At 61.0% G+C, this 19,023-nt stretch carries 22 protein-coding genes, 1 tRNA gene and 1 riboswitch; of the genes, 9 read left to right on the top strand and 14 right to left on the bottom strand.

Annotated features, from left to right (window positions below; genetic code table 11):
- Nucleotides 1-48: 48 nt before the first annotated feature.
- From HRU92_RS02720 to HRU92_RS02710, 3 genes are all read left to right on the top strand, one after another.
- Nucleotides 49-600 carry a polysaccharide biosynthesis/export family protein gene (locus HRU92_RS02720; RefSeq protein ID WP_172122908.1) on the top strand — a complete coding sequence of 184 codons (552 nt, stop codon included), beginning with the start codon at nt 49-51 and terminating at the stop codon, nt 598-600.
- 44 nt (nt 601-644) lie between these two features.
- Complete coding sequence (locus tag HRU92_RS02715) at nt 645-1,742, top strand: glycosyltransferase family 4 protein (RefSeq protein ID WP_248307010.1); 1,098 nt, start codon at nt 645-647, stop codon at nt 1,740-1,742.
- A gap of 72 nt (nt 1,743-1,814) precedes the next feature.
- The gene (locus HRU92_RS02710; RefSeq protein WP_172122906.1) at nt 1,815-3,338 is read left to right on the top strand and encodes an undecaprenyl-phosphate glucose phosphotransferase; all 1,524 of its coding nucleotides are present in this window, start codon (nt 1,815-1,817) and stop codon (nt 3,336-3,338) included.
- Here HRU92_RS02710 and HRU92_RS02705 read toward each other — a convergent pair.
- Together HRU92_RS02705 and HRU92_RS02700 are read right to left on the bottom strand one after the other, a co-directional pair.
- Nucleotides 3,335-4,312, bottom strand: a complete 978-nt coding sequence (locus tag HRU92_RS02705) for a phosphotransferase (protein WP_173087524.1) — start codon at nt 4,310-4,312, stop codon at nt 3,335-3,337. The genes HRU92_RS02710 and HRU92_RS02705 overlap by 4 nt on opposite strands.
- A gap of 37 nt (nt 4,313-4,349) precedes the next feature.
- Nucleotides 4,350-4,426 (bottom strand) — tRNA-Pro (locus HRU92_RS02700).
- An 858-nt stretch (nt 4,427-5,284) separates the two neighbouring features.
- Here HRU92_RS02700 and HRU92_RS02695 point away from each other — a divergent pair.
- From HRU92_RS02695 to purU, 4 genes are all read left to right on the top strand, one after another.
- Nucleotides 5,285-5,935 carry a methyltransferase gene (locus tag HRU92_RS02695; RefSeq protein WP_173087522.1) on the top strand — a complete coding sequence of 217 codons (651 nt, stop codon included), beginning with the start codon at nt 5,285-5,287 and terminating at the stop codon, nt 5,933-5,935.
- Nucleotides 5,936-6,019: 84 nt separating this feature from the next.
- Nucleotides 6,020-6,331, top strand: coding sequence for a glycosyltransferase (locus HRU92_RS02690; RefSeq protein WP_172122904.1), 312 nt, complete (start codon nt 6,020-6,022; stop codon nt 6,329-6,331).
- A 94-nt stretch (nt 6,332-6,425) separates the two neighbouring features.
- A riboswitch (FMN riboswitch) is annotated at nt 6,426-6,566 on the top strand.
- 108 nt (nt 6,567-6,674) lie between these two features.
- On the top strand, nt 6,675-7,589 hold the full coding sequence (locus tag HRU92_RS02685; protein WP_248305250.1) for a DMT family transporter: 915 nt from the start codon (nt 6,675-6,677) through the stop codon (nt 7,587-7,589).
- A gap of 139 nt (nt 7,590-7,728) precedes the next feature.
- Nucleotides 7,729-8,598, top strand: coding sequence for a formyltetrahydrofolate deformylase (purU, locus tag HRU92_RS02680; protein WP_172122903.1), 870 nt, complete (start codon nt 7,729-7,731; stop codon nt 8,596-8,598).
- 1 nt (nt 8,599) lies between these two features.
- On the opposite strand, the gene HRU92_RS02675 is transcribed toward purU, so the two are convergent.
- The 6 genes from HRU92_RS02675 to HRU92_RS02650 all read right to left on the bottom strand — a co-directional run bounded on the left by HRU92_RS02675 (nt 8,600) and on the right by HRU92_RS02650 (nt 12,815).
- The gene (locus tag HRU92_RS02675) at nt 8,600-9,055 is read right to left on the bottom strand and encodes a MerR family transcriptional regulator (RefSeq protein WP_127752533.1); all 456 of its coding nucleotides are present in this window, start codon (nt 9,053-9,055) and stop codon (nt 8,600-8,602) included.
- Between the two features lie 25 nt (nt 9,056-9,080).
- Nucleotides 9,081-9,392 carry an integration host factor subunit alpha gene (locus HRU92_RS02670; RefSeq protein WP_127752532.1) on the bottom strand — a complete coding sequence of 104 codons (312 nt, stop codon included), beginning with the start codon at nt 9,390-9,392 and terminating at the stop codon, nt 9,081-9,083.
- Nucleotides 9,393-9,614: 222 nt separating this feature from the next.
- Nucleotides 9,615-10,592 (bottom strand): beta-ketoacyl-ACP synthase III, encoded by a 978-nt coding sequence (locus HRU92_RS02665; protein WP_173087520.1) that lies wholly within the window; start codon nt 10,590-10,592, stop codon nt 9,615-9,617.
- Nucleotides 10,589-11,659: a phosphate acyltransferase PlsX gene (plsX, locus tag HRU92_RS02660; RefSeq protein WP_127752530.1), complete on the bottom strand. Its 1,071-nt coding sequence runs from the start codon at nt 11,657-11,659 to the stop codon at nt 10,589-10,591. Before plsX ends, HRU92_RS02665 begins: the two co-directional genes overlap by 4 nt.
- 86 nt (nt 11,660-11,745) lie before the next feature.
- A complete protein-coding gene (locus tag HRU92_RS02655; protein WP_172122901.1) occupies nt 11,746-12,291 on the bottom strand; it encodes a DUF177 domain-containing protein in 546 nt (181 codons plus the stop codon).
- Nucleotides 12,288-12,815 carry a ubiquinol-cytochrome C chaperone family protein gene (locus tag HRU92_RS02650; protein ID WP_172122900.1) on the bottom strand — a complete coding sequence of 176 codons (528 nt, stop codon included), beginning with the start codon at nt 12,813-12,815 and terminating at the stop codon, nt 12,288-12,290. Before HRU92_RS02650 ends, HRU92_RS02655 begins: the two co-directional genes overlap by 4 nt.
- A 166-nt stretch (nt 12,816-12,981) precedes the next feature.
- On the opposite strand from HRU92_RS02650, the gene bamE reads away from it, so the two are divergent.
- Nucleotides 12,982-13,434 (top strand): outer membrane protein assembly factor BamE, encoded by a 453-nt coding sequence (gene bamE / locus HRU92_RS02645; RefSeq protein WP_127752527.1) that lies wholly within the window; start codon nt 12,982-12,984, stop codon nt 13,432-13,434.
- Nucleotides 13,435-13,489: 55 nt separating this feature from the next.
- Here bamE and nusB read toward each other — a convergent pair whose 3' ends face one another.
- The 3 genes from nusB to glyA all read right to left on the bottom strand — a co-directional run bounded on the left by nusB (nt 13,490) and on the right by glyA (nt 15,847).
- The gene (gene nusB / locus HRU92_RS02640) at nt 13,490-13,984 is read right to left on the bottom strand and encodes a transcription antitermination factor NusB (RefSeq protein WP_127752526.1); all 495 of its coding nucleotides are present in this window, start codon (nt 13,982-13,984) and stop codon (nt 13,490-13,492) included.
- A gap of 72 nt (nt 13,985-14,056) precedes the next feature.
- Entirely contained in the window at nt 14,057-14,536 is a 480-nt protein-coding gene (gene nrdR / locus HRU92_RS02635; RefSeq protein WP_173087518.1) for a transcriptional regulator NrdR, read from the bottom strand.
- 9 nt (nt 14,537-14,545) lie between these two features.
- A complete protein-coding gene (glyA, locus tag HRU92_RS02630; protein WP_172122899.1) occupies nt 14,546-15,847 on the bottom strand; it encodes a serine hydroxymethyltransferase in 1,302 nt (433 codons plus the stop codon).
- 184 nt (nt 15,848-16,031) lie between these two features.
- Between glyA and HRU92_RS02625 the strand changes: the two genes are divergently transcribed.
- Entirely contained in the window at nt 16,032-16,448 is a 417-nt protein-coding gene (locus HRU92_RS02625) for a BA14K family protein (protein ID WP_127752523.1), read from the top strand.
- Between the two features lie 42 nt (nt 16,449-16,490).
- Here the strand turns inward: HRU92_RS02625 and HRU92_RS02620 are convergent, their stop codons facing one another.
- From HRU92_RS02620 to HRU92_RS02610, 3 genes are all read right to left on the bottom strand, one after another.
- Complete coding sequence (locus HRU92_RS02620) at nt 16,491-16,697, bottom strand: serine hydroxymethyltransferase (RefSeq protein WP_127752522.1); 207 nt, start codon at nt 16,695-16,697, stop codon at nt 16,491-16,493.
- A gap of 94 nt (nt 16,698-16,791) precedes the next feature.
- Nucleotides 16,792-17,958: a L,D-transpeptidase family protein gene (locus tag HRU92_RS02615; RefSeq protein ID WP_172122898.1), complete on the bottom strand. Its 1,167-nt coding sequence runs from the start codon at nt 17,956-17,958 to the stop codon at nt 16,792-16,794.
- 341 nt (nt 17,959-18,299) lie between these two features.
- Nucleotides 18,300-18,809: a MarR family winged helix-turn-helix transcriptional regulator gene (locus HRU92_RS02610; RefSeq protein WP_127752520.1), complete on the bottom strand. Its 510-nt coding sequence runs from the start codon at nt 18,807-18,809 to the stop codon at nt 18,300-18,302.
- Nucleotides 18,810-19,023: the final 214 nt, after the last annotated feature.

Below are 19,023 nucleotides of genomic sequence, written 5' to 3'. Positions count from 1 at the left end.
TTAACCATGGCAGGACAAAAGTAGCGCAACTCAAATGCCGAGATTTGCATGCGCTGGCTTCCAATACTTTCCATTGCCCTGGTGATGCCTCTTGCAGCCTGTGCAACCACACGCGACGCAACCTATCTGGTCGAGACCAAGGGGCCCTATCAGCTCGACACCGGCGATACTTTGCGCGTGACAGTTTATGGCGACGAACAGCTGACCGACACCTACCGCGTCGATGACAGCGGCTCGGTGGCGTTTCCGCTGGTGGGTCCGGTGCAGGTGCGCGGGCAAACCACCCAGACCGCAAGCCGGCGACTGGCCGGGGCGCTGGCCAATGGCTATATGCGCAACCCCGACGTGGCAGTGGAAGTGGCGGAATACCGGCCGTTCTTTATCCAGGGCGAGATCGGCAATTCCGGCCAGTTTCCCTATGTGCATGGCATGACCGTTCGGGCCGCGATCAGCACGGCGGGCGGGTTCAGCGACACGGCGGATCGCAACAAGGCGGTGGTGTATCGCCGCCAGGGCGACCAGATGGCCAAGGGCACGGTCGACCTCGACTTCCCAATTTACCCCGGCGACACGATTGTTGTGCTGGAGCGCTGGTTCTAGGGGTGGCGGGGCGCCAAACAGGCAAGCTGCGGATCCTGCAAGTGATGCGCGCCCCAGTGGGCGGGCTGTTTCGGCACGTCGCCGACCTGACGCGGGCCCTTGCTGAAATGGGGCATGAGGTCGGGCTGGTGGTCGACAGCCTCGCCAATGACGCGCAGACCGAAACCAGGCTGACCGCCCTCCTCCCTCATGCAAGCCTTGGCATTCACCGCTTCGCCATGCCGCGCGTGTTGGGCGCGGGCGACCTCGCCACGCCGCTGGCAGTGCGCCGGCTGGCGGGCAAGCTCGATATCGATGTGCTGCACGGGCATGGGGCCAAGGGTGGCTTTTATGCGCGGTTGGCACGGCTTGCCGGGGCAAGGGCCGCGGCGGTTTATACGCCCCATGGCGGAGTGCTGCATTTTTCCTCGTCCAGCCGATCAGGACAGGTGTTCCACCTGCTGGAGCGGGCGCTGCTCAGGCAAACCGGCGCCATCATTTTTGAGAGCGCCTATGCCAGGGCTACCTATGCCGCCCTGATCGCCGAGCCGAGTTGCCCGACCGTGGTGATTTATAATGGGCTGACGCGCGAAGAGTTCGTGCCCCTGCCCCCGGCGCCCGATGCGGCGGACTTCGTGTTCGTGGGCGAGCTGCGTCAGCTCAAGGGCATCTTTGTGCTGGTGGAAGCGCTGGTGGATGTGCGCCGCCCCGATGGATCGCCGGCAAGGCTGGTGATGGCGGGGGATGGTGGCGACCGGCAGGCGCTGATCGAGCGGATCGGGCAATTGGGACTGAGCGATCGCGTCGTGCTGCCCGGCGCAATGCCGGCGCGCCAGGTTTTTCCTCAGGGCTGGTGCGCGGTGGTGCCGTCGCTGGCGGAATCACTGCCCTATGTGGTGCTGGAAGCGGCGGCGGGGCAGCTGCCCGTGATCGCCACCCGCGTCGGGGGCATTCCCGAAATCTTCGGGCCGACGGCCGGAAGTCTCGTCGCACCCAACGATCCGCTGGCCTTGCGGGCAGCAATGCAGCAGGCGCTGGATCATCGTGAACAAGCGCAAGCAGAGATGGCAACGCGGCTCGATTTTGTCCGCCAGAACTTCTCGCTCGAGCAGATGAGCGGGCAGATCGAAGCCCTTTACCGCGGCCTGTTAGATAAGCCTTAGCGTCATAATTTCACTGAGTTTTCATTCCTTTTGACCCACACTGCTCCCTTCCCAGGGAGTAGTTGCTGCGCCATGTTTCGTGTCGATCCCCAACAGGCCGTGGTTGAACACGTCAATAAGGCCTTGGGAGAAACACCTGGCCCACGCGCGCTTTCGCCCCAGGCTGAAGCCATCATCGCCCAGCCGGTGGAAGGGGTGATCTCGGGTCCCGTGATCGTTGGCGTCGCGCAGATCATCGAAGCGCTGCTTTTGGCCACGCTGGGCTACGGCATTTATCATTTCTATGTGCAGCTCGATGAACCCGGCTTTTACGTACCGGTGATCATTGGCGCTTGCCTGTTGGCCAATGTGCTGTTCAACGCGGCGCGCACCCACCGCATTGCCGCCTATCGCACCATCTTCAACCAGATCAGCCGCGTCCTTGTGGGCTGGACGCTGGTGATGGTGGCGCTCACCGTGGGCATGTTCTTTTTCAAGGCCGGGGACATGTTTTCCCGCGTCTGGCTGATCGGCTGGTATGGAGCGGGCGCGGCAACGCTGATCGCTTATCGGCTCAGCCTGCGCGGGGTGGTTGGCTATTGGACCGAGCGGGGCCGGCTCAAGCGCCGCACCGCGATTGTGGGCGGTGGCGCCGACGCCGAAGTGCTGATCCGCCAGATTCGCGCCAGTGCCAACAACGACATCAAGCTTCTGGGCCTGTTCGATGACCGGGTGGATGATCGCTCGCCCGACACGGTGGATGGGTGCCCCAAGCTGGGCAAGGTGGCCGACCTCCTCGAGTTTGCGCGGCGCACGCCGGTGGATCTCGTGATCGTGTCGCTGCCGCTATCGGCCGAAAAGCGCGTGCTCGAAATGCTCACCCAGCTTTGGGTGCTGCCGGTGGATATCCGGCTATCGGCGCATATGAGCAAGCTCAAATTCACCAACAAGGCTTATTCCTATGTCGGGGATGTGCCGGTGTTCGACATGGCCGACCGGCCGATTTCGGACTGGAACCTCATCTTCAAGTGGCTGTTCGACAAGCTCGTCGCGCTGGTGGCGCTGATCCTCCTGTCGCCGGTGATGATCGCCACGGCAATCGCCATCAAGCTCGAAAGCCCGGGGCCGGTGTTCTTTATCCAGAAGCGGCATGGCTTCAACAACGAGCTGATCCGCATCTTCAAATTCCGCTCCATGCGTACCGACATGATCGACCAGAGCGCGAGCAAGCTCGTGACCAAGGATGATCCGCGGGTGACCAAGGTGGGGAAATTCATCCGCCGCACTTCGATCGACGAGTTGCCGCAGCTGTTCAATGTGCTGCGCGGGGAGCTTTCCATTGTCGGCCCCCGCCCCCATGCGCTGCAGGCCAAGGCGGAAAACCAGCTTTATTACGAGGCGGTGGAAGGCTATTTCGCGCGGCATCGGGTCAAGCCCGGGATGACCGGCTGGGCGCAGGTGAATGGCTGGCGTGGGGAAACCGACACGATCGACAAGATCATGCAGCGCGTGAACCATGACCTTTATTATATCGAGCACTGGTCGATCCTGCTCGATCTTTACATCGTGCTGCTGACGCCGGTCTCGCTGGTGTCCAAGAACGAGAACGCCTACTAGCCCGGCCAGATCGCGCCGCCGAGATAGCGCTCGGCGAGCTCGGCGGTGCCTTGGGCAAAGCCGGGCAAATGGGTTCGGGCGAGCTCGGTTTCGATATGGGAGCCGATAAAGGTCAACAACGCCATGCGGCGCAGCATGACCATGGAATCGATCGAGGCAATATCGGCCGGGGTGAGTGAGCGTTTCGCTGTGTAGGCGGCGAGCCAGGCCTGGCGCAGGTCGGGCACCGAAGCATGGGTTTCGTGAAACGAGATCGCCGCAGCGAAATCATAAGTGAACCAGCAAAGGCCGCAGTCATCGAAATCGATGAGGCTGACGGTGTCGCCATCCACCAAGAGATTGCCCAGCCGCATATCGGCATGGATGAGGCCGTAGCGTTCGCTCGATGTGCCATAAGCCGCAAGGCGGGCGCGCAGTTCGGTATCGAGTCGGTCGAGCAGCGGGCGGATGGCGCCGTCTACGCCTGGGGCTACGCGCCAATCGCCCCAGAGGCCATCGGGATCAAGAATGGTGGCGGCGTTCCATGCCTGGCGGACAAAGCCGGCGGGGCGCGGCCAGGCCAGCGCATGGGCATGGAGGCGGGCGGCATAATCGCCGAGAGTAGCGAACAGCGGCGTCAGCTCGGCGTCGATGGCTGGCTCGGTGCCGGCAATGAAGCGGAACAGCACGGCATTGCGCGATTCTCCCGCCGCCGTGGTGACGGTCTGCAAGAGGCGCTCATTGGCGCCCGGCACGGGTTGGGGCAGCGGCAGATCGGTGTCGCGCTCGAGGGCGGCGAGCCAGGTCAGTTCACTCTCGATGGTCACCGGGCTTTGATAGGCCGGGCGATGAACGCGCAGGCAAAACCGCTCGCCACCGGGCAGATCGGCGCGAAAAGTGTGGTTTTCGGAATGATTGATGAGGGTGAGGGTGGCCGTGCCGAGCTGCGGCCAGAGCGTTCGCACGGATTCGAGATCGCGCTGATGCAACGGCATGGCGGGTGTGCCCGCTTCTTGAAGCGTGAATTGAAAATGGTCGGAGCGGCCGGATTTGAACCGACGACCCTTTGTCCCCCAGACAAATGCGCTACCAGGCTGCGCTACGCCCCGACTGCTGGGACACATAGAGAAGCTAGGGTTTTCAGGCAACCCCGAAATTCGGGAACAAAGGAACAAACCGAAAATTCGACGTCGAAAAACGCTGTTAGTGGGAGAAAGCCCCACCAAAGCGTCACAGAGGTTGCGCTTTTCGTTCACGGCGGTGGAGCAAGGCAGATGGCACAGTAGAATACGATAGATGACGCGCCGAAGGATGGGACCGTATTCTTGGGGTTCTACCGCCGTCTAGCGGCTTCGCGGCTGACCAGACCTGCAGCGATGCGTCTGGACCGTTTGGGGCGGAGGATGTTGGAATTGCTAGTTTGAGAAAGGCGGTCGAGACCCCACCCACTGGATGCCCCCTCCCACCCCTCCGGTCCAAAGCTAATGGGAGAGGGGAGATGGAACTGAGCGCCAAACAAGAGCAGCGGATTGGTTGGAGGATGCGCCACATTGATTGGCTCCTGCCCGGACGTCCGGAGGTACTGAGGACAAAGAGTAGTTTGTCGCAATGTTCGAGGCTACGCTTGATCAGAGCTTCTTAGAGGGCACGCTAGAGCCGCATCGGCTCGTTGAGCTTATTGCCACCAAAACCAGCAGGCCATCCCCTGCCTGCCATAGCTAAAGCAAAAGGCGATCTGGCTAATCGAAATAGAACGACCCTAACCGAAACCCCAAAGGAGGGAGAGGCTGGGGCGCGATGAACTGCCCAGGATTGGCAGGGACAGATCAAACACCTACCAGGCAAGTTCTGTGTACGTAGAATTGCTCCTTTAAACCCGTTGTTAAGTACGTTTTATAAGTGTTCGACAAAATTCCAGTTCGATATGGGGTTCGTTTACGAGATAATTGTTAGCTCGTACACCCGACATGCTGCGAGATAAGATGCATTCATCACAGCCGCTCCGCAATAATGTTCAAGTTTTTTTGGACGCCCTAGAGCGCGTCGTGCTGAGTGTAATTTTCAGCTTCTTCGCATGGAAGCTCGGTCAATCGTGGTTGACAACCGGAAGCATCATCACGCTTATCGCTCTTGTTTCGGAAGGCGCAGTTCTCTTTTTTGTGCTTTTCAGGCGCTTCACTACCGAAGTTTCGATGCTACCTGGGGATTGGCTGCTCGCTTTTTTGGGCACTGCAACGCCGCTCCTGGTACAGCCCTCTGGAAATGAAGGGCTTGCTCCGCAGGCTCTTTGCGCAGCGCTGATGTTGGTTGGAATGTCTGTCCAGATCGCTGCCAAATTAACGTTGCGACGGAGCTTCGGAGCCGTGGCAGCGAACCGGGGGGTGAAGAAAAAAGGTCCCTATCGGCTGGTTCGCCACCCCATGTACGCCGGCTACATCTTGACCCAGATTGGATTCCTCCTCTCCTACCCGAGCGTCTTCAACTTGGCGGTTTATTCTGCAGCATTTGCTTTTCAGATCGGGCGCATCTTGGCGGTGGAAAGAGTCTTAGCGCGCGATGCAAGCTATCGTGATTTCACTGCTGCCGTGCCTTATCGGCTGGTGCCTGGTGTATTCTGATTTGAGGCGCAGCGAACACAACGCCGATTTGGCCTAGTAGCTGAACATTGGACAACAGTTACAGCCGTCAGGGCGAAGGGTCGTATGCCTTTGGTGCTTGTCAGGACCCCGACCTACCGTGGCTCGGAACCGCTCCAACGAGCCATTCAGTGCCTACGGGCGCAAAGCCATGGCGAATGGATCTGTGAGGTGCGCGATGATTGCCCAGATGGCAGCGCGCGTAGTGTGCTCGAGGAGCTCGGGGATCCGCGCGTTCGCTATGTTCACAACCAGCCGCAGAAATTCGGCGTCCAAAATCTTGACGACTGCTTTAGCCTGGAGAACGCATTTCACGCCGACTACTTCTTCATGCTGGAAGATGACAACCAAGTTCGCCCCGAGTTCGGAGCGCCTTAGGACGCATGCGAGCCCTATCGGTTACACCGGTGTCCCCGTCTTGTCTGGCCTGCCCCCCTGCCCTATGTTTGGCGCTGCAGGAGATGTTTCCTGCATTCGTTCTCAGGGCGGGGTGTAATTCCCCACCGGCGGTAAGGGGAAACCCAAGCCCGCGAGCGCCCGGCGCAGGTCGGGGTCAGCAGATCCGGTGTGATTCCGGAGCCGACGGTCATAGTCCGGATGAGAGAGAACGGGTCTGGCTTTGGAGCTCGAGCTTCGTTGCGGTTGTGCCGCTGCGGGGGTTGAGCGCCATTCCTTCCCGTAAACCCTGAGGTAGCTGGGTCTTACGCGAAAGGATAACTCGTTGAGCCAGATTGCCTCCGCCTCCCCCCGTCGGCAGATTTCACCTTCCATCCAGGGCGCCATGCTGATGCTGGGCGCCGGGATTGCCTATGCCGGCGTCAATGTCGCCACGCCCATTGCCACTTATCAGTTGGGCTTTCCCTCCACCTCTGCCGTGTTCTGGCAGTATCTAATTGCGGCGCTGCTCTGCATCCCATTGGTGTGGAACATGGGCCTCAAGGCCCTAAAGACGCGTCATCCCGTGGTGCATCTCGTGCGCATCGTGCTGTCGGCCGCCGGCGCGCAGGCCTTTGGCTTTGCCTTTGCCTTGGGCGTGCCGCTTTGGCAGGTGATCGCGCTGGTGATGACCTCGCCGTTCTTCATTATCCTGGGGGCCTGGTTGTTCCTGGGCGAGCAGGTGCGGTTGCCGAGAATCCTGGCCACGGTGACCGGGTTTGCCGGCGCGATGATTATCCTGCAACCCTGGAGCTCAGTGTTCACCTGGGCGGCGCTGTTGCCGATCCTCGCGGCGGCGCTGTGGGCGGGATCGTCGCTGCTGACCAAATATCTTACTCGGTTCGAAACGCCCGAATCGATCACGCTTTACCTGATGCTGCTGATGACACCCGCCAATGCGCTGTTCCTGATCCCGACCGGGTTGGCCATTCCGGGCGGCGAAGTGCTGTGGCTGATGGTGCTGATCGGGTTCCTGTCGGCGGCGGCACAGTATCTGCTGGCCAAGGCCTATGCGGTGGCAGACGCGACCTATCTGCAACCCTTTGATGATCTCAAGCTGCCGCTCAATGTGCTGGCGAGCTGGCTCATCCTCTCCCAGGCGCCAGATCTCTGGTTCTGGCCCGGCGCGCTGTTGATCGTAGGGGCATCGCTGTTCATCATGCGGCAGGATAGCGGGCGCAGCGTTCCGGCGTCACGCTGAGCCGGGGCGCTACGGCGCCCCGGCCTCTCCCGGCGGGCGATTGATTCGGAATGATTGAGCATTCCGCCGGGAAAGCGTTGTCGATCGTGCCGGGGGGCGCTATCTCCTCGCCAGCCCAAGACCAAGGCGGAGGGAATCAATGGCGCCGACAAGCGAGCAACAAGCTGGATATGTGCTGACGCTAAGCTGCGTGGACAAGCCGGGCATTGTCGCCGCGGTGACCACCGAATTGGCGGCGCTGGGTGCCAATATCGCCGAAAGCAACCAGTTCTGGGACCGGCAGACCGGCACCTTCTTTATGCGGCTGGCCTTTGCTGCGCCCGAGGGCGTCGATCGCGATGCGCTGGAGCGGGCGCTGCGCGCCCCGATTGAGCGGTTCGGGATGAAGACCACGCTGGTGCCGCTGTCGCGCCGGCCCAAGATCGTGATCATGGTCTCGAAGTTCGACCATGCCCTCCTGCACCTGCTCTACCAGATCCGCGTTGGGTGGCTCGATGCCGAGGTGGTAGCTATCGTGTCCAACCACCCTGAGGCGCAGCGGATCGCCGATAACGAAGGCATTCCGTTTCATCTGTGGCCGGTGAATACGAGCAACAAGGCCGAGCAGGAAGCCAAGGTGCTGGCGTTGGTGCAGGAAAGCGGCGCTGATCTGGTGGTGCTGGCGCGCTATATGCAGGTACTGTCCGATACGCTCTCGACGCGGCTCTTTGGCAAGATCATCAATATCCACCACTCGTTCCTGCCCAGCTTCAAGGGAGCGAAACCCTATCACCAGGCCCATGAGCGCGGGGTCAAGCTGATCGGGGCAACGGCACATTACGTGACGCCGGACCTCGATGAGGGCCCGATCATCGAGCAGGAAACCGCCCGGGTCACCCATTCGATGAGCCCTGAGGATATGCTGGCGGCTGGCCGCGATATCGAGAGCCGGGTGCTGGCGCGGGCCGTCAAGCTGCACCTCGAAAATCGGGTGATGCTGAACGGGCACAAGACGGTGGTGTTCGGCTAGATCAGGTTTCGCGCGCCCGCTCGAGCAGGCGCTTGCATTCCAGGAGTTCGCGCAGCACGTCGGAGAGCTTGTTGCGCGCCTCCTTATCCAGTGCGGGGCTGGCGGTCATTACCGCTTCTTCGATCTCGGCTTCGTCGCCGGCTTCTTCGGCCATTTCGATCATGGGCAAGATGTCTTCCACCGGCTTGCCCTCGCCCACAGCGATGACATAGCGACTACCCTGATCCTTGAGAATGCGCTGGACGCCCTTGATGGTAAAGCCCTGATCATAGAGCAGATGACGGATGCCGCGCAGCAGCAGCACGTCTTCGGGCCGATAATAGCGGCGCCCACCACCGCGTTTGAGAGGCTTGATCGTGGAGAAGCGCGTCTCCCAGAACCGCAGCACGTGCTGGGGCAGGTCGAGTTCTTCAGCAGCCTCGGAAATGGTCCGGAAGGCGTCGGGAGACTTGTCCAACACACACCCCTTGGCAAAAAACGCCTTACTTTTCCGCGGTGACCATAGATTTGTTGATCTTGGATTTCAATACGTTGCTGGGTTTGAACACAAGAACCTGCCGCGGCAGGATCGGCACTTCCTCACCAGTCTTGGGATTGCGCCCGATCCGCTCGTTCTTGGAGCGTACCTGGAAGGAGCCAAACGAGGAGAGCTTCACATTGGAGCCCGAAATCAGCGCCTCCGAGATCAGATCGAGCACGCGCTCGACCAATTCCGCCGATTCGGTTCGGGACAGACCTACCGAGCCATAAACGGCCTCCGCCAGGTCAGCCCGCGTTACTGTCTTCTGAGTCATTCGCACCCCCGTTTGGACGTCAGGGCCGGCCCATGCAAACAGGCCGATTGCTTGCCTGCTTGTGGCGGCAGCACCCAGCGCGTTTCGCCCGGGCAGCGGCCACAGAACAGTGTTGCCACCCGCTTAGTTCACATGCTTCCAGCGATTGCCGCACCGGGCTCCTCCGGCCCGCCGTTAACACTAACGCCTTGAAACACCTCAGGTCAATGCAGCCAAAAAGGCTTACCAGCGAATAAGCGAAGCACCCCAGGTGAAGCCGCCGCCCATGGCTTCGAGCATCACCAGGTCACCCTCTTTGATGCGGCCATCGGCCACCGCAACGCTGAGCGCGAGGGGAACTGAGGCGGCCGATGTGTTCGCGTGGCGATCGACGGTGATCACCACCTTTTCGGGGGGCAAGCCGAGCTTGGCCCCTGCCCCATCGATGATGCGGCGGTTGGCCTGGTGGGGCACGAACCAGTCGAGGTCGTCCACGGTGTAGCCGGCCTTGTCGAGCGTGTCGTAGACCACATCGGTGATCTTGCCGACGGCATGGCGGAACACTTCGGGCCCCTGCATGCGCACATGGCCGACGCCCTTGGTGGAGGACGGGCCGCCATCCACATAGAGCTTGTCCCAATGGTGGCCATCGGAGCGCAGGGCGGAGGCAAGAACGCCGCGATCGGGCGCGCCATCAGCGATTTCCACCCGCTCCATGATCACCGCACCGGCGCCGTCGCCGAACAGGACGCAGGTGCCGCGATCGCTCCAGTCCAGCAGGCGCGAAAAGGTTTCGGCACCAATCACGAGGGCGCGGCTGGCAAGGCCGTTCTGCAGGTAGCTGTCGGCAGTGGCGACCGCATACACAAAGCCCGAGCATACCGCCTGCAGGTCAAAGGCCATGCCGTGATGCATGCCCAGCTTCATCTGCACCAAGGTCGCCGCGGCCGGAAAGGTGTAATCGGGCGTGGTGGTCGCGACGATGATGAGGTCGATGTCGTGGGGCGTCATGCCGGCGGCATCGAGCGCCTGCTGGGCGGCAGCAACGGCCAGATCAGAGGTGAACTGACCTTCGGCGGCGATGTGGCGCTCCTTGATGCCGACCCGCTGCTGGATCCACTCGTCGGAGGTATCCACCATCTTGGCCAGTTCGGCATTGGTCAGGATTTTTTCGGGCAGATAGGCGCCCACGCCGCGAATAATAGAACGAGTCTTGGTCACGCCGGGTTCGCCTCGGATGGTGGAGGTGGAGTTTCGGCAACGGCACTGACGGGGAAACGCTTCATGCTGTCGCCGATCTTATCGATCAGGCGGTTACGCCCCATTTCATAGGCAAGGCCCAGGGCACTCTTGTAGCCGATTTCATCGGTGCCGCCATGGGACTTGATGACAACGCCATTGAGGCCCAGGAACACGCCGCCATTGACGGTGCGAGGATCCATCCTATGGCGTAGCTGCTTGAGGGCCGACATGGCAAAGAGCGCGCCGATTCGGCTCATCAGATTGGCCTTGAGGGCGTTGGAGAGGTATTTGCCAACCTGGCGGGCGGTGCCTTCGGCGGTTTTGAGGGCGATATTGCCAACAAAGCCTTCAGTGACGACCACATCAACCGTGCCCTTACCGATGTCATCGCCTTCGACAAAGCCGTGATAGGTGAAACCGGCGCCGCTGGCATCGGCGAGGATGCGGCCGGCCTCCTTGATGGAATCGAGGCCCTTCACTTCCTCGGTGCCCACATTGAGCAGCCCGATGGTGGGGGATTCATGGTTGAATAGCGCCCGAGCGAGCGCCGAGCCCAGAATGGCGTAATCCACCAGTTGGCGCGCATCGGCGCCAATGGTGGCGCCCATATCGAGCACGATGATGTCGGTGCGCAGCGTTGGCCAGATCGCCGCAATGCCGGGACGGGCAATGCCTTCCATGGGCCGGAGGCAAAAAGTTGCCATGGCCATCAGGGCGCCGGTGTTGCCGCCCGAGATTGCCACATCGGCCTGGCCATCCTTGACCGCCTGGATAGCCATCCACATGGACGACGTGCCCTTGCCCTTGCGCAGGGCCTGGCTCGGCTTTTCATCCATGGCGATCACCGCTTCGCAGTGATTGACGGTGCTGACCGGCTTGAGCTCCGAGAACTCATCGAGCAAGGGGCTGATCTGTTCCTGGCGGCCATGGAAAATGAAGCGGCTATCGGGGTGCTCGCGCCAGGCCAAAAGCGCACCGTGGATCACGGCTCGGGGGGCGTTGTCGCCACCCATTGCGTCCACTGAGATGGTTATCGTGTCAGTCATTTCGGCCTATGGTTGGTCCCCGGAAGGCTCGGCGGCACCATACCCCACCATGGGGTCGGCGCAAGCCCGGCCAAGAGGGCAAGTTCTTATTTATCGTCGCCAGTCTTGAGCTGGCGCAGGCTCGCGAACGGCCCCTGATCTTCGGGGGGCGCCACAATACCCAAGGCGTCGAGGCTTTCGCCGGGCAAGCGCGGATAGGGGTCGATGGCCAAGGCCAGGGTCTCGATCAGCAAGGCGCTGAGGTCAACCTCGGGCCCGTCGATGTGATCGGGAAAATCATCATCCTCGAGGTCGATGAACAGTTCCGAGCCGGGCGTGGCCTTGTGGGCCTGATCGGGCTCAGGCAGGAAGACGCGGTCCACCGGCTCGTCGATCTCCTGGGTCACGGGCTCAAAGGTCACGACGGATGGCTGCACGATGCGCGCGGTCAGCCGACCGAGCACCCGGATGCCGCCGCGCAGTGGGGTCGCCACCAGTTTGGCGCCGAATTGCTCCACGGCAGATAGCTTGAGTTGCTCGGCCAGCGCAGCGAGCGCTGCGGCTTCGGGGTGAACCTCGATCTCGCGGCCCGTTGCAGGCAACCGATCCACCCGGATCACAGCGTCGATAATGGGTGCATCAGTGTGCTTCATGCCGCTACCTCAAAGGAAAGGGTGCCAGTGGTGATCGCCTGGCTCGACTGGCGCGCCAAAGCCGCATCGAGCGCCAGCACATAATCGGCGAGCGCCGCGACCTGGGCCGGCTCGGCGCCATCGAGCACATTGCGCGTCAGCACCGATTCGAGAGCTGCACGATCATTGCTGTCGATGGCAACATTAAGGGCAGCGAGCAAACCAAAGAAGATATTGCCCATTTTCTGAATTTTCTTGGGCACTGCCATGTCGCCGACGCCCATTTCACGCAGGGAGCGGTCCATGTCCTTGAAGAACAGGTCAAACACTGCCTGGCTGAATTCCCTGGTGGGCGCATCTTCCGAGCGCAGGCGGCGAAACAGCAGCGCCAGATGCAGGCTGATCATGTCGAAGCGCCCGGTGACGGTGTCGGGCACGCCCCAATCGCGATAGAAGACGGGCTGCCGGGATTGAGACACAATGGCGCTATAAACGGCGTAAACGGGCTCGGCAGCAGGGTTCTTGCGGAACAGGGAGAGGATCATGGATTGCGCTCAGCGTCTTGATCGGTCAAACACGAAGCAGGACCTGCGGACGGGTGATTGCCACCTTGCCAGATTGGCGCCTTGGCAGGTACACATTTCGGCGGCCGGAAAGACCACGAATTCGTGGGGACGGCTATAATCGAGTGCCATCTGGAAAGTCAAATTCATGCCTGTGCGTTTCGCCCTCGGACCGATGATGCCGTTTGCTGCCGCCGCTGTGATTGCCGTGGCACTTGCCGGCTGTACCGGCAGCAGCACTGCCTTTGTCAAAAACCGGACCCAGGGCTATGAAATTTCGGAAAGCGCGCTGGCGCAGATCCGCGTCGGCCAAAGCAAGGAGCTGGTGACGCTGGTGCTGGGATCGCCCCAGACCACCAATACCTTTGGCGACCAGTCGGCCTTCTACTATGTCGAAACCAAGGTGCAGCAGACCAATTTCGGGCTGACCAACATCAAGTCCCGCACGGTGCTGGTGGTGTATTTCGACAAGAACAACAAGGTGGTCGACAAAGCGGTGTATTCGCTGGCCGACGGCAAGACGGTGACCATCGAGAGCCGCCGTACCCCATCGTTTGGCGAGGATCGCTCGTTTGTGGATTCGATCCTCAATTCGTTCTGAGGCAAGGCTGCCCCAGTGACACAAAAGCCCCGGGAGACCGGGGCTTTTTTATTGGCTAGAGCGTTTCGCTGAGGTTGTTGCCATGTTCGCGCGCCATGGCATCAAGCGTGGCATTGACCAGCCCGCTGGCATCGTCCTCGTAAAAGGCCTTGGCCACATCCACATATTCGGTGATGACGACGCGGGGCGGAATATCGCGGCGGCGTAGCAGCTCAAAGGCGGCGGCGCGCAGGATGGCGCGCAGCGTGGCATCGACGCGTTCCATGGGCCAGCCTTCCGCCAACGCCCGATCAACGGCAGGATCGACTTCGAGCTGGTGCTTGGCGACGCCAACTACGATCTGGCGGAAAAAATCGGCGTCAGCGGGCAAATACTGCTCGCCCTCGATCTCGCGGCCGAGATGAAAGGCGCCGAACTGCGCGAGGGTGTCTTCCAGGCTCTGGTGCCCGACATCCATCTGATAAAGCGCCTGCACCGCTGCCAGCCGGGCAGCACCACGCTGATTGGCGGGTCGGTCGGTTTGCGGATCGCGTTTGGGGGCTTGAGCCATGAGGGGGTAACTCGAATGGGGGGTGGCCGGTTCATTGCGCGTTGGAAAAGCGCGACCGGGTGAAACACGGGATCAGTCTTCAGGCAGCGGCGGGCTGCTGTTGGCCTGCGCCAATTCGGACAGAAACGAGCGGAAGTCGTCGGCAGCCGAGAAGTTCTTGTAGACCGAGGCGAAGCGGACAAAGGCCACGTCGTCGAGCCCCTTGAGGCCCTCCATGACATATTCGCCGATCTGGTCGGAGGTCACTTCCACGTCACCCAGGGATTCGAGTTGGCGCACGATCCCCGAGATCATGCGCTCGATGCGCTCGGGATTCACCGAGCGCTTGCGCAGGGCAGTGTAAACGGAGCGGGCAAGCTTTTCGCGATCAAACGGGACCTTGCGGCCGCTTTTCTTGACCACGGTCAGGTCGCGCAGTTGCACGCGCTCGAAGGTCGTGAAGCGGCCGCCGCAGCCGGTGCAGATGCGCCGGCGCCGGATGGCGCCGGAATCCTCGGTCGGGCGGCTGTCCTTGACCTGCGTATCGTCGTCGCCGCAATAGGGACAGCGCATGCCTATGCCTTACTGGTAGATGGGGAAGCGGTTGGTGAGGGCGACGACCTTGTCGCGCACCGCGGCTTCGACCATGGCATTGCCCTCTTCGGAATTGGCTTCCCGCAAACCATCGAGAACCTCAACGATGAGATTGCCGATCTCCTGGAATTCGGCGACCCCAAAGCCGCGGGTGGTGCCGGCAGGGGTGCCGAGGCGAATGCCCGAGGTGACGAAGGGCTTTTCCGGATCGAAGGGAATGCCGTTCTTGTTGCAGGTGATATAGGCGCGGCCAAGCCCCTGCTCTGCCCGCTTGCCGGTGGCGTTCTTCTTGCGCAGATCCACAAGCATAAGATGGTTGTCAGTGCCGCCCGAGACAACATCGAGCCCGTGGGACTTGAGCGTTTCGGCCAAAGCACGGGCATTGGTGACGACTTGCTGCGCATAAGCGCGGAACTCGGGCTGCAGCGCTTCCTTGAAGGCGACGGCCTTGGCGGCGATCACATGCATCAGGGGCCCGCCCTGCAGGCCTGGGAACACGGCGGAGTTCACCTTCTTGGCGATGTCCGCGTCATTAGTGAGGATCATGCCGCCGCGCGGACCGCGCAGTGATTTATGCGTGGTGGTGGTGACCACATGGGCATAGGGCACTGGGGAGGGATGGACACCGCCGGCAACGAGACCGGCGATGTGGGCCATATCGACCATGAGGTAAGCGCCAACCGCGTCGGCGATTTGGCGGAAGCGCGCCCAATCCCAGAAGCGGGAATAGGCCGTGCCGCCGGCCAGGATCAGCTTGGGCTTGTGCTCGTGGGCCAGGCGCTCGACTTCGTCCATATCAAGGAGGTGATCGTCGGGGCGCACGCCATAGGACACGACATTGAACCACTTGCCGCTCATGTTGACGGGCGAACCATGCGTCAGGTGCCCGCCCGAATTGAGGTCGAGGCCCATAAAGGTGTCGCCGGGCTGCAGCAGCGCCAGGAACACCGCCTGGTTCATCTGCGAGCCGGAATTGGGCTGCACATTGGCAAAGCCGGCGCCGAACAGCTGCTTGGCGCGCTCGATGGCGAGGTTTTCGGCAATATCGACAAACTGGCAGCCGCCATAGTAGCGCTTGCCCGGATAGCCCTCGGCATATTTGTTGGTCATGATCGAGCCCTGGGCTTCAAGCACAGCGCGCGAGACGATGTTTTCCGAAGCAATCAGCTCGATTTCGTGCTGCTGACGACCCAGCTCGCTGCTGATCGCGCCCGCGATTTCGGGATCGGTTTCTGCCAGACCGGCGGAGAAGAACCGAGGAAAGAGCGGAAGAGAGGCAGCAGCGCTCATGGCGTACTCCAGAATCCAAGATATTGGGTTGTGGTGGGTGGTATGGCGCAGCCTGTAGCACAAAGCGCGGGCTCAATCCAAGGGCGCGTTAGCTATTCGCTTATGTGACGCAACTTGCGGGCCGCTGGATCATTTTAGCAGTTGGAGACCGGATAGGCCGGCCACGTGGGGGCAGGAGTTTATCATGAAAACCATCTTCAATACCGTAGGCGCCGTAGCTATGGCCGGCTTGCTGGCCTTTTCCGGATCGGTCCCCGCCGAGGCGCAGGGCCTGTTCAGTCGCCATGATCGCGGCTGGCACGATCGCGACTGGCATGACCGGGGCGACTGGCGCCCGCGTAGGCATCATCATCGCGGCTGGCGCGGTAATGGCGGTGGCGCAGTTGCCGCCGGTGTGCTGGGCTTTGGCCTTGGCGCAATCGTGGGCGGAGCCATCGCCAACGACAATCGCCGCGGTGATCGCTTGATCGGCCCGGTTTATGATTACGGGCCGTCCTATAGTGCCCATGTTCGGGCCTGCTATGCGCGCTATCGCTCCTATGATGCGCGCACCGATACGTTCCTCGGCTATGACGGCTATCGTCACCGCTGCAATCTCTAGCAGCTAGCTCCTCCAAAAAGCCCGGGTTTGCCGGGCTTTTTACTAGAACAGACGTGGTGTTGCGGCGGGTGCCGGCGTTTCGGCGAGGCGCCGGCGAAGTTTGGCGAGCGCCACTTGCTGCATCTGGGTGCGGGTTGCGGCGGCCGGCGTGATCACAACGACCTCGGTCCCAGTGGCGCTGTCGATGGCCGCGACGCGCATCTGGGCGCCAACCTGAACGAATTCAAACAGAACCTGAACGTCGTTCATCTTGTCTCGGGGCGGATGTTACTCCCGCCCTGCCCTCAATTGTGGACCATACAAAAAAGGCCCTCCCGAAGGAGGGCCTCGATAAGTGCGTCGCTTAAGCTTCGAAGGTCGTCTTGCCCTGCGCGTCGAAGTTGTAAACGTCATCGCGGAAGCTGACCGTGCCCTGCCGGTTGGCCCAGGCGGTGATGTAGGTGGTGTGGATCGGCACCTGACCCTCGCACTTGACGTCGAGACGTTCGAGCGACTCGAAGGTGGCGTTGACCCGGTCCTGGGTCCAATCACCATTGTCCCGCAACAGCCAGCTCACCAGCTGATGCACGCTTTCGACGCGCACGCAGCCCGAAGAGTGGAACCGTGCATTTTCGCCGAACAGAGCCTTGGTCGGGGTGTCGTGCAGGTAGCAGTCATAGGGGTTGTAGAAGTTGATCTTGCAGTGGCCCATGGAGTTGGCGGCGCCTGGCTCCTGGCGATACATGTAGTTCACTTCTGCATCGCTGATATTGGCCCAGTTGATCGTGGCAGGATCGATCTTGTTGCCCGAGCCATCATAGATGAAGATGTTCTGCTCGGCCAAGTAGTTGGGGTTTTCCTGCATGTACTTGGTCAGGTCCTTGCGGACCAGCGACTTGGGCACGTGCCAATAGGGATTGAAGTTGATCTGGCTGATCTTGCTGGCCATGATCGGGGTGGCGCGATCGACACGGCCGACCACGGCGACGTGGCGCTGCTCGACCATGCCGCCAGCAACCGCCTCGATGGTGGCGGCGGGAATGTTGACCACCACATAGCGCTCGGACAGGTTCGGGGCGAGGTTCTGCACCCGCTGGAAATTCAGGTAGAGCTGGTTGAGGCGCGTCTGGGCGGGAACGTTGAGGGCGTACCAGGTGGGCTCGTCGATCTTGCCGTTGACGATCAGGCCGTGGCGGGCCTGGAAGGTGCGGATGCCGCGATCGGTGACTTCATCGACCACATCATCGACATTTTCGACCAGCGCCATATCGCCTGACGAGATCAGGCGGCGCTTGAGCGCGATGGCCGGCTTGCCCTTCTTGCCGCTGGACAGACCATAGGCTTCCTGGGGGACTTCTTCCCAGCCGCCGGCGGCGACAAAGGGCTCATACTGGGAGATCGCCAGCTGCAGATTATAGGCCGTATCAAAGGACAAGATCGGCTCATTGGTCGCAATCAAGGCTTCGGCGGCGGCCGTGTTGCCGTCGGAGTCGATTTCGCGCAGGGTCCGATTGCCCGAGAACAGATCCAAGATGCTGCCGTCCTGCGCCCAAACGGCGGAAGGAAGGGCAGCGCTGGCTCCGGCAACGGCCATGGACCGGAGGAGTGAACGTCGATTCAACCGCATCTAAACACATCCAATTTGCCCGTCGCGAGTTGCGAAGGGTCTTACCATCGTGTTCCGCAGCCCACCGCCAGGGTCACCCGAACGGGCGAGCTTCAGAATTCAGGAACCATCATTACGCGGGAAATGGTTTCAACCGCGTAACCAGCGCTGTGTCGTCAGTTTGCGGCACAAATAAGTAAACGCCGGCCGAGGCCAGCGTTTCACTTGGTGTGTGGCACCATTGCTACAGTTTTACTAAGACGAGCCTAGAGCTTGTAGAGGATCTGATCGACCCAGAAGCGTTCGAGGCGCGCGAGGGCCTTGTTGAGGCCGTCAAACTCGTCATCCCCCAGACCACCGACCTTGTCGATGGATTTGAGATGACGGTCATAGAGTTCGTCGATCACTTCGGCCACTTCCTCACCTTTGGGGGAAAGCTTGATGCGCACCGAGCGGCGGTCGGAACGCGAGCGTTCCTGGAAGATATAGCCGCTTTCGACGAGTTTCTTGAGGTTATAGGAAACGTTGGACCCCAGGTAATAGCCCCGCGAGCGCAGCTCTCCTGCAGTCAGTTCCGCATCGCCGATGTTGAACATCAGCAGCGCCTGAACCGGGTTGATGTCGTCCCAACCCATGCGGTCAAACTCGTCCTTGATCAGGTCGAGCAGGCGGCGATGGAGCCGTTCAACGCGTGAAACGGCTTCCAGATAGAGTGGCTTCAGCCGCTTGGGCTGCTCGGGTACCATGGCCTCGCTGGCGTTCGATTTGCCTACCATTTGAGCCTCGCTGTTGCTGTCCGTGCGACTTTTCGCATCTCATGAGAGGAAAATATGGCGTCCCCCGCTAACATGCGCCTAAGCCACACGCTTAAAACTATCTTACGGGAAAACAACGAGAATTTGGCTTTATTCTTCGTTACACCCACCAACACAATTGTAACCTAAAGACGGAGTTAAGGAGGAAAACCTCGTGAAAACGTCGGGTGGCAGT

Source organism: Devosia sp. 1635 (assembly GCF_013185955.1).
Taxonomy (GTDB): domain Bacteria; phylum Pseudomonadota; class Alphaproteobacteria; order Rhizobiales; family Devosiaceae; genus Devosia.
Note: the sequence above shows the minus strand (reverse complement) of the source record. Positions and strands in the feature narration are given on the sequence as shown.

What these genes read in the sequence shown, in the direction of transcription:
- HRU92_RS02720 (WP_172122908.1), top strand. Translation starts at nt 49, where the DNA reads ATGCGCTGGCTTCCAATACTTTCCATTGCCCTGGTGATGCCTCTTGCA.
- HRU92_RS02715 (WP_248307010.1), top strand. Translation starts at nt 645, where the DNA reads ATGCGCGCCCCAGTGGGCGGGCTGTTTCGGCACGTCGCCGACCTGACG.
- HRU92_RS02710 (WP_172122906.1), top strand. Translation starts at nt 1,815, where the DNA reads ATGTTTCGTGTCGATCCCCAACAGGCCGTGGTTGAACACGTCAATAAG.
- HRU92_RS02705 (WP_173087524.1), bottom strand. Translation starts at nt 4,312, where the DNA reads ATGCCGTTGCATCAGCGCGATCTCGAATCCGTGCGAACGCTCTGGCCG.
- HRU92_RS02695 (WP_173087522.1), top strand. Translation starts at nt 5,285, where the DNA reads ATGCTGCGAGATAAGATGCATTCATCACAGCCGCTCCGCAATAATGTT.
- HRU92_RS02690 (WP_172122904.1), top strand. Translation starts at nt 6,020, where the DNA reads ATGCCTTTGGTGCTTGTCAGGACCCCGACCTACCGTGGCTCGGAACCG.
- purU (WP_172122903.1), top strand. Translation starts at nt 7,729, where the DNA reads ATGGCGCCGACAAGCGAGCAACAAGCTGGATATGTGCTGACGCTAAGC.
- HRU92_RS02670 (WP_127752532.1), bottom strand. Translation starts at nt 9,392, where the DNA reads ATGACTCAGAAGACAGTAACGCGGGCTGACCTGGCGGAGGCCGTTTAT.
- plsX (WP_127752530.1), bottom strand. Translation starts at nt 11,659, where the DNA reads ATGACTGACACGATAACCATCTCAGTGGACGCAATGGGTGGCGACAAC.
- HRU92_RS02655 (WP_172122901.1), bottom strand. Translation starts at nt 12,291, where the DNA reads ATGAAGCACACTGATGCACCCATTATCGACGCTGTGATCCGGGTGGAT.
- HRU92_RS02650 (WP_172122900.1), bottom strand. Translation starts at nt 12,815, where the DNA reads ATGATCCTCTCCCTGTTCCGCAAGAACCCTGCTGCCGAGCCCGTTTAC.
- bamE (WP_127752527.1), top strand. Translation starts at nt 12,982, where the DNA reads ATGCCTGTGCGTTTCGCCCTCGGACCGATGATGCCGTTTGCTGCCGCC.
- nusB (WP_127752526.1), bottom strand. Translation starts at nt 13,984, where the DNA reads ATGGCTCAAGCCCCCAAACGCGATCCGCAAACCGACCGACCCGCCAAT.
- nrdR (WP_173087518.1), bottom strand. Translation starts at nt 14,536, where the DNA reads ATGCGCTGTCCCTATTGCGGCGACGACGATACGCAGGTCAAGGACAGC.
- glyA (WP_172122899.1), bottom strand. Translation starts at nt 15,847, where the DNA reads ATGAGCGCTGCTGCCTCTCTTCCGCTCTTTCCTCGGTTCTTCTCCGCC.
- HRU92_RS02625 (WP_127752523.1), top strand. Translation starts at nt 16,032, where the DNA reads ATGAAAACCATCTTCAATACCGTAGGCGCCGTAGCTATGGCCGGCTTG.
- HRU92_RS02620 (WP_127752522.1), bottom strand. Translation starts at nt 16,697, where the DNA reads ATGAACGACGTTCAGGTTCTGTTTGAATTCGTTCAGGTTGGCGCCCAG.
- HRU92_RS02610 (WP_127752520.1), bottom strand. Translation starts at nt 18,809, where the DNA reads ATGGTAGGCAAATCGAACGCCAGCGAGGCCATGGTACCCGAGCAGCCC.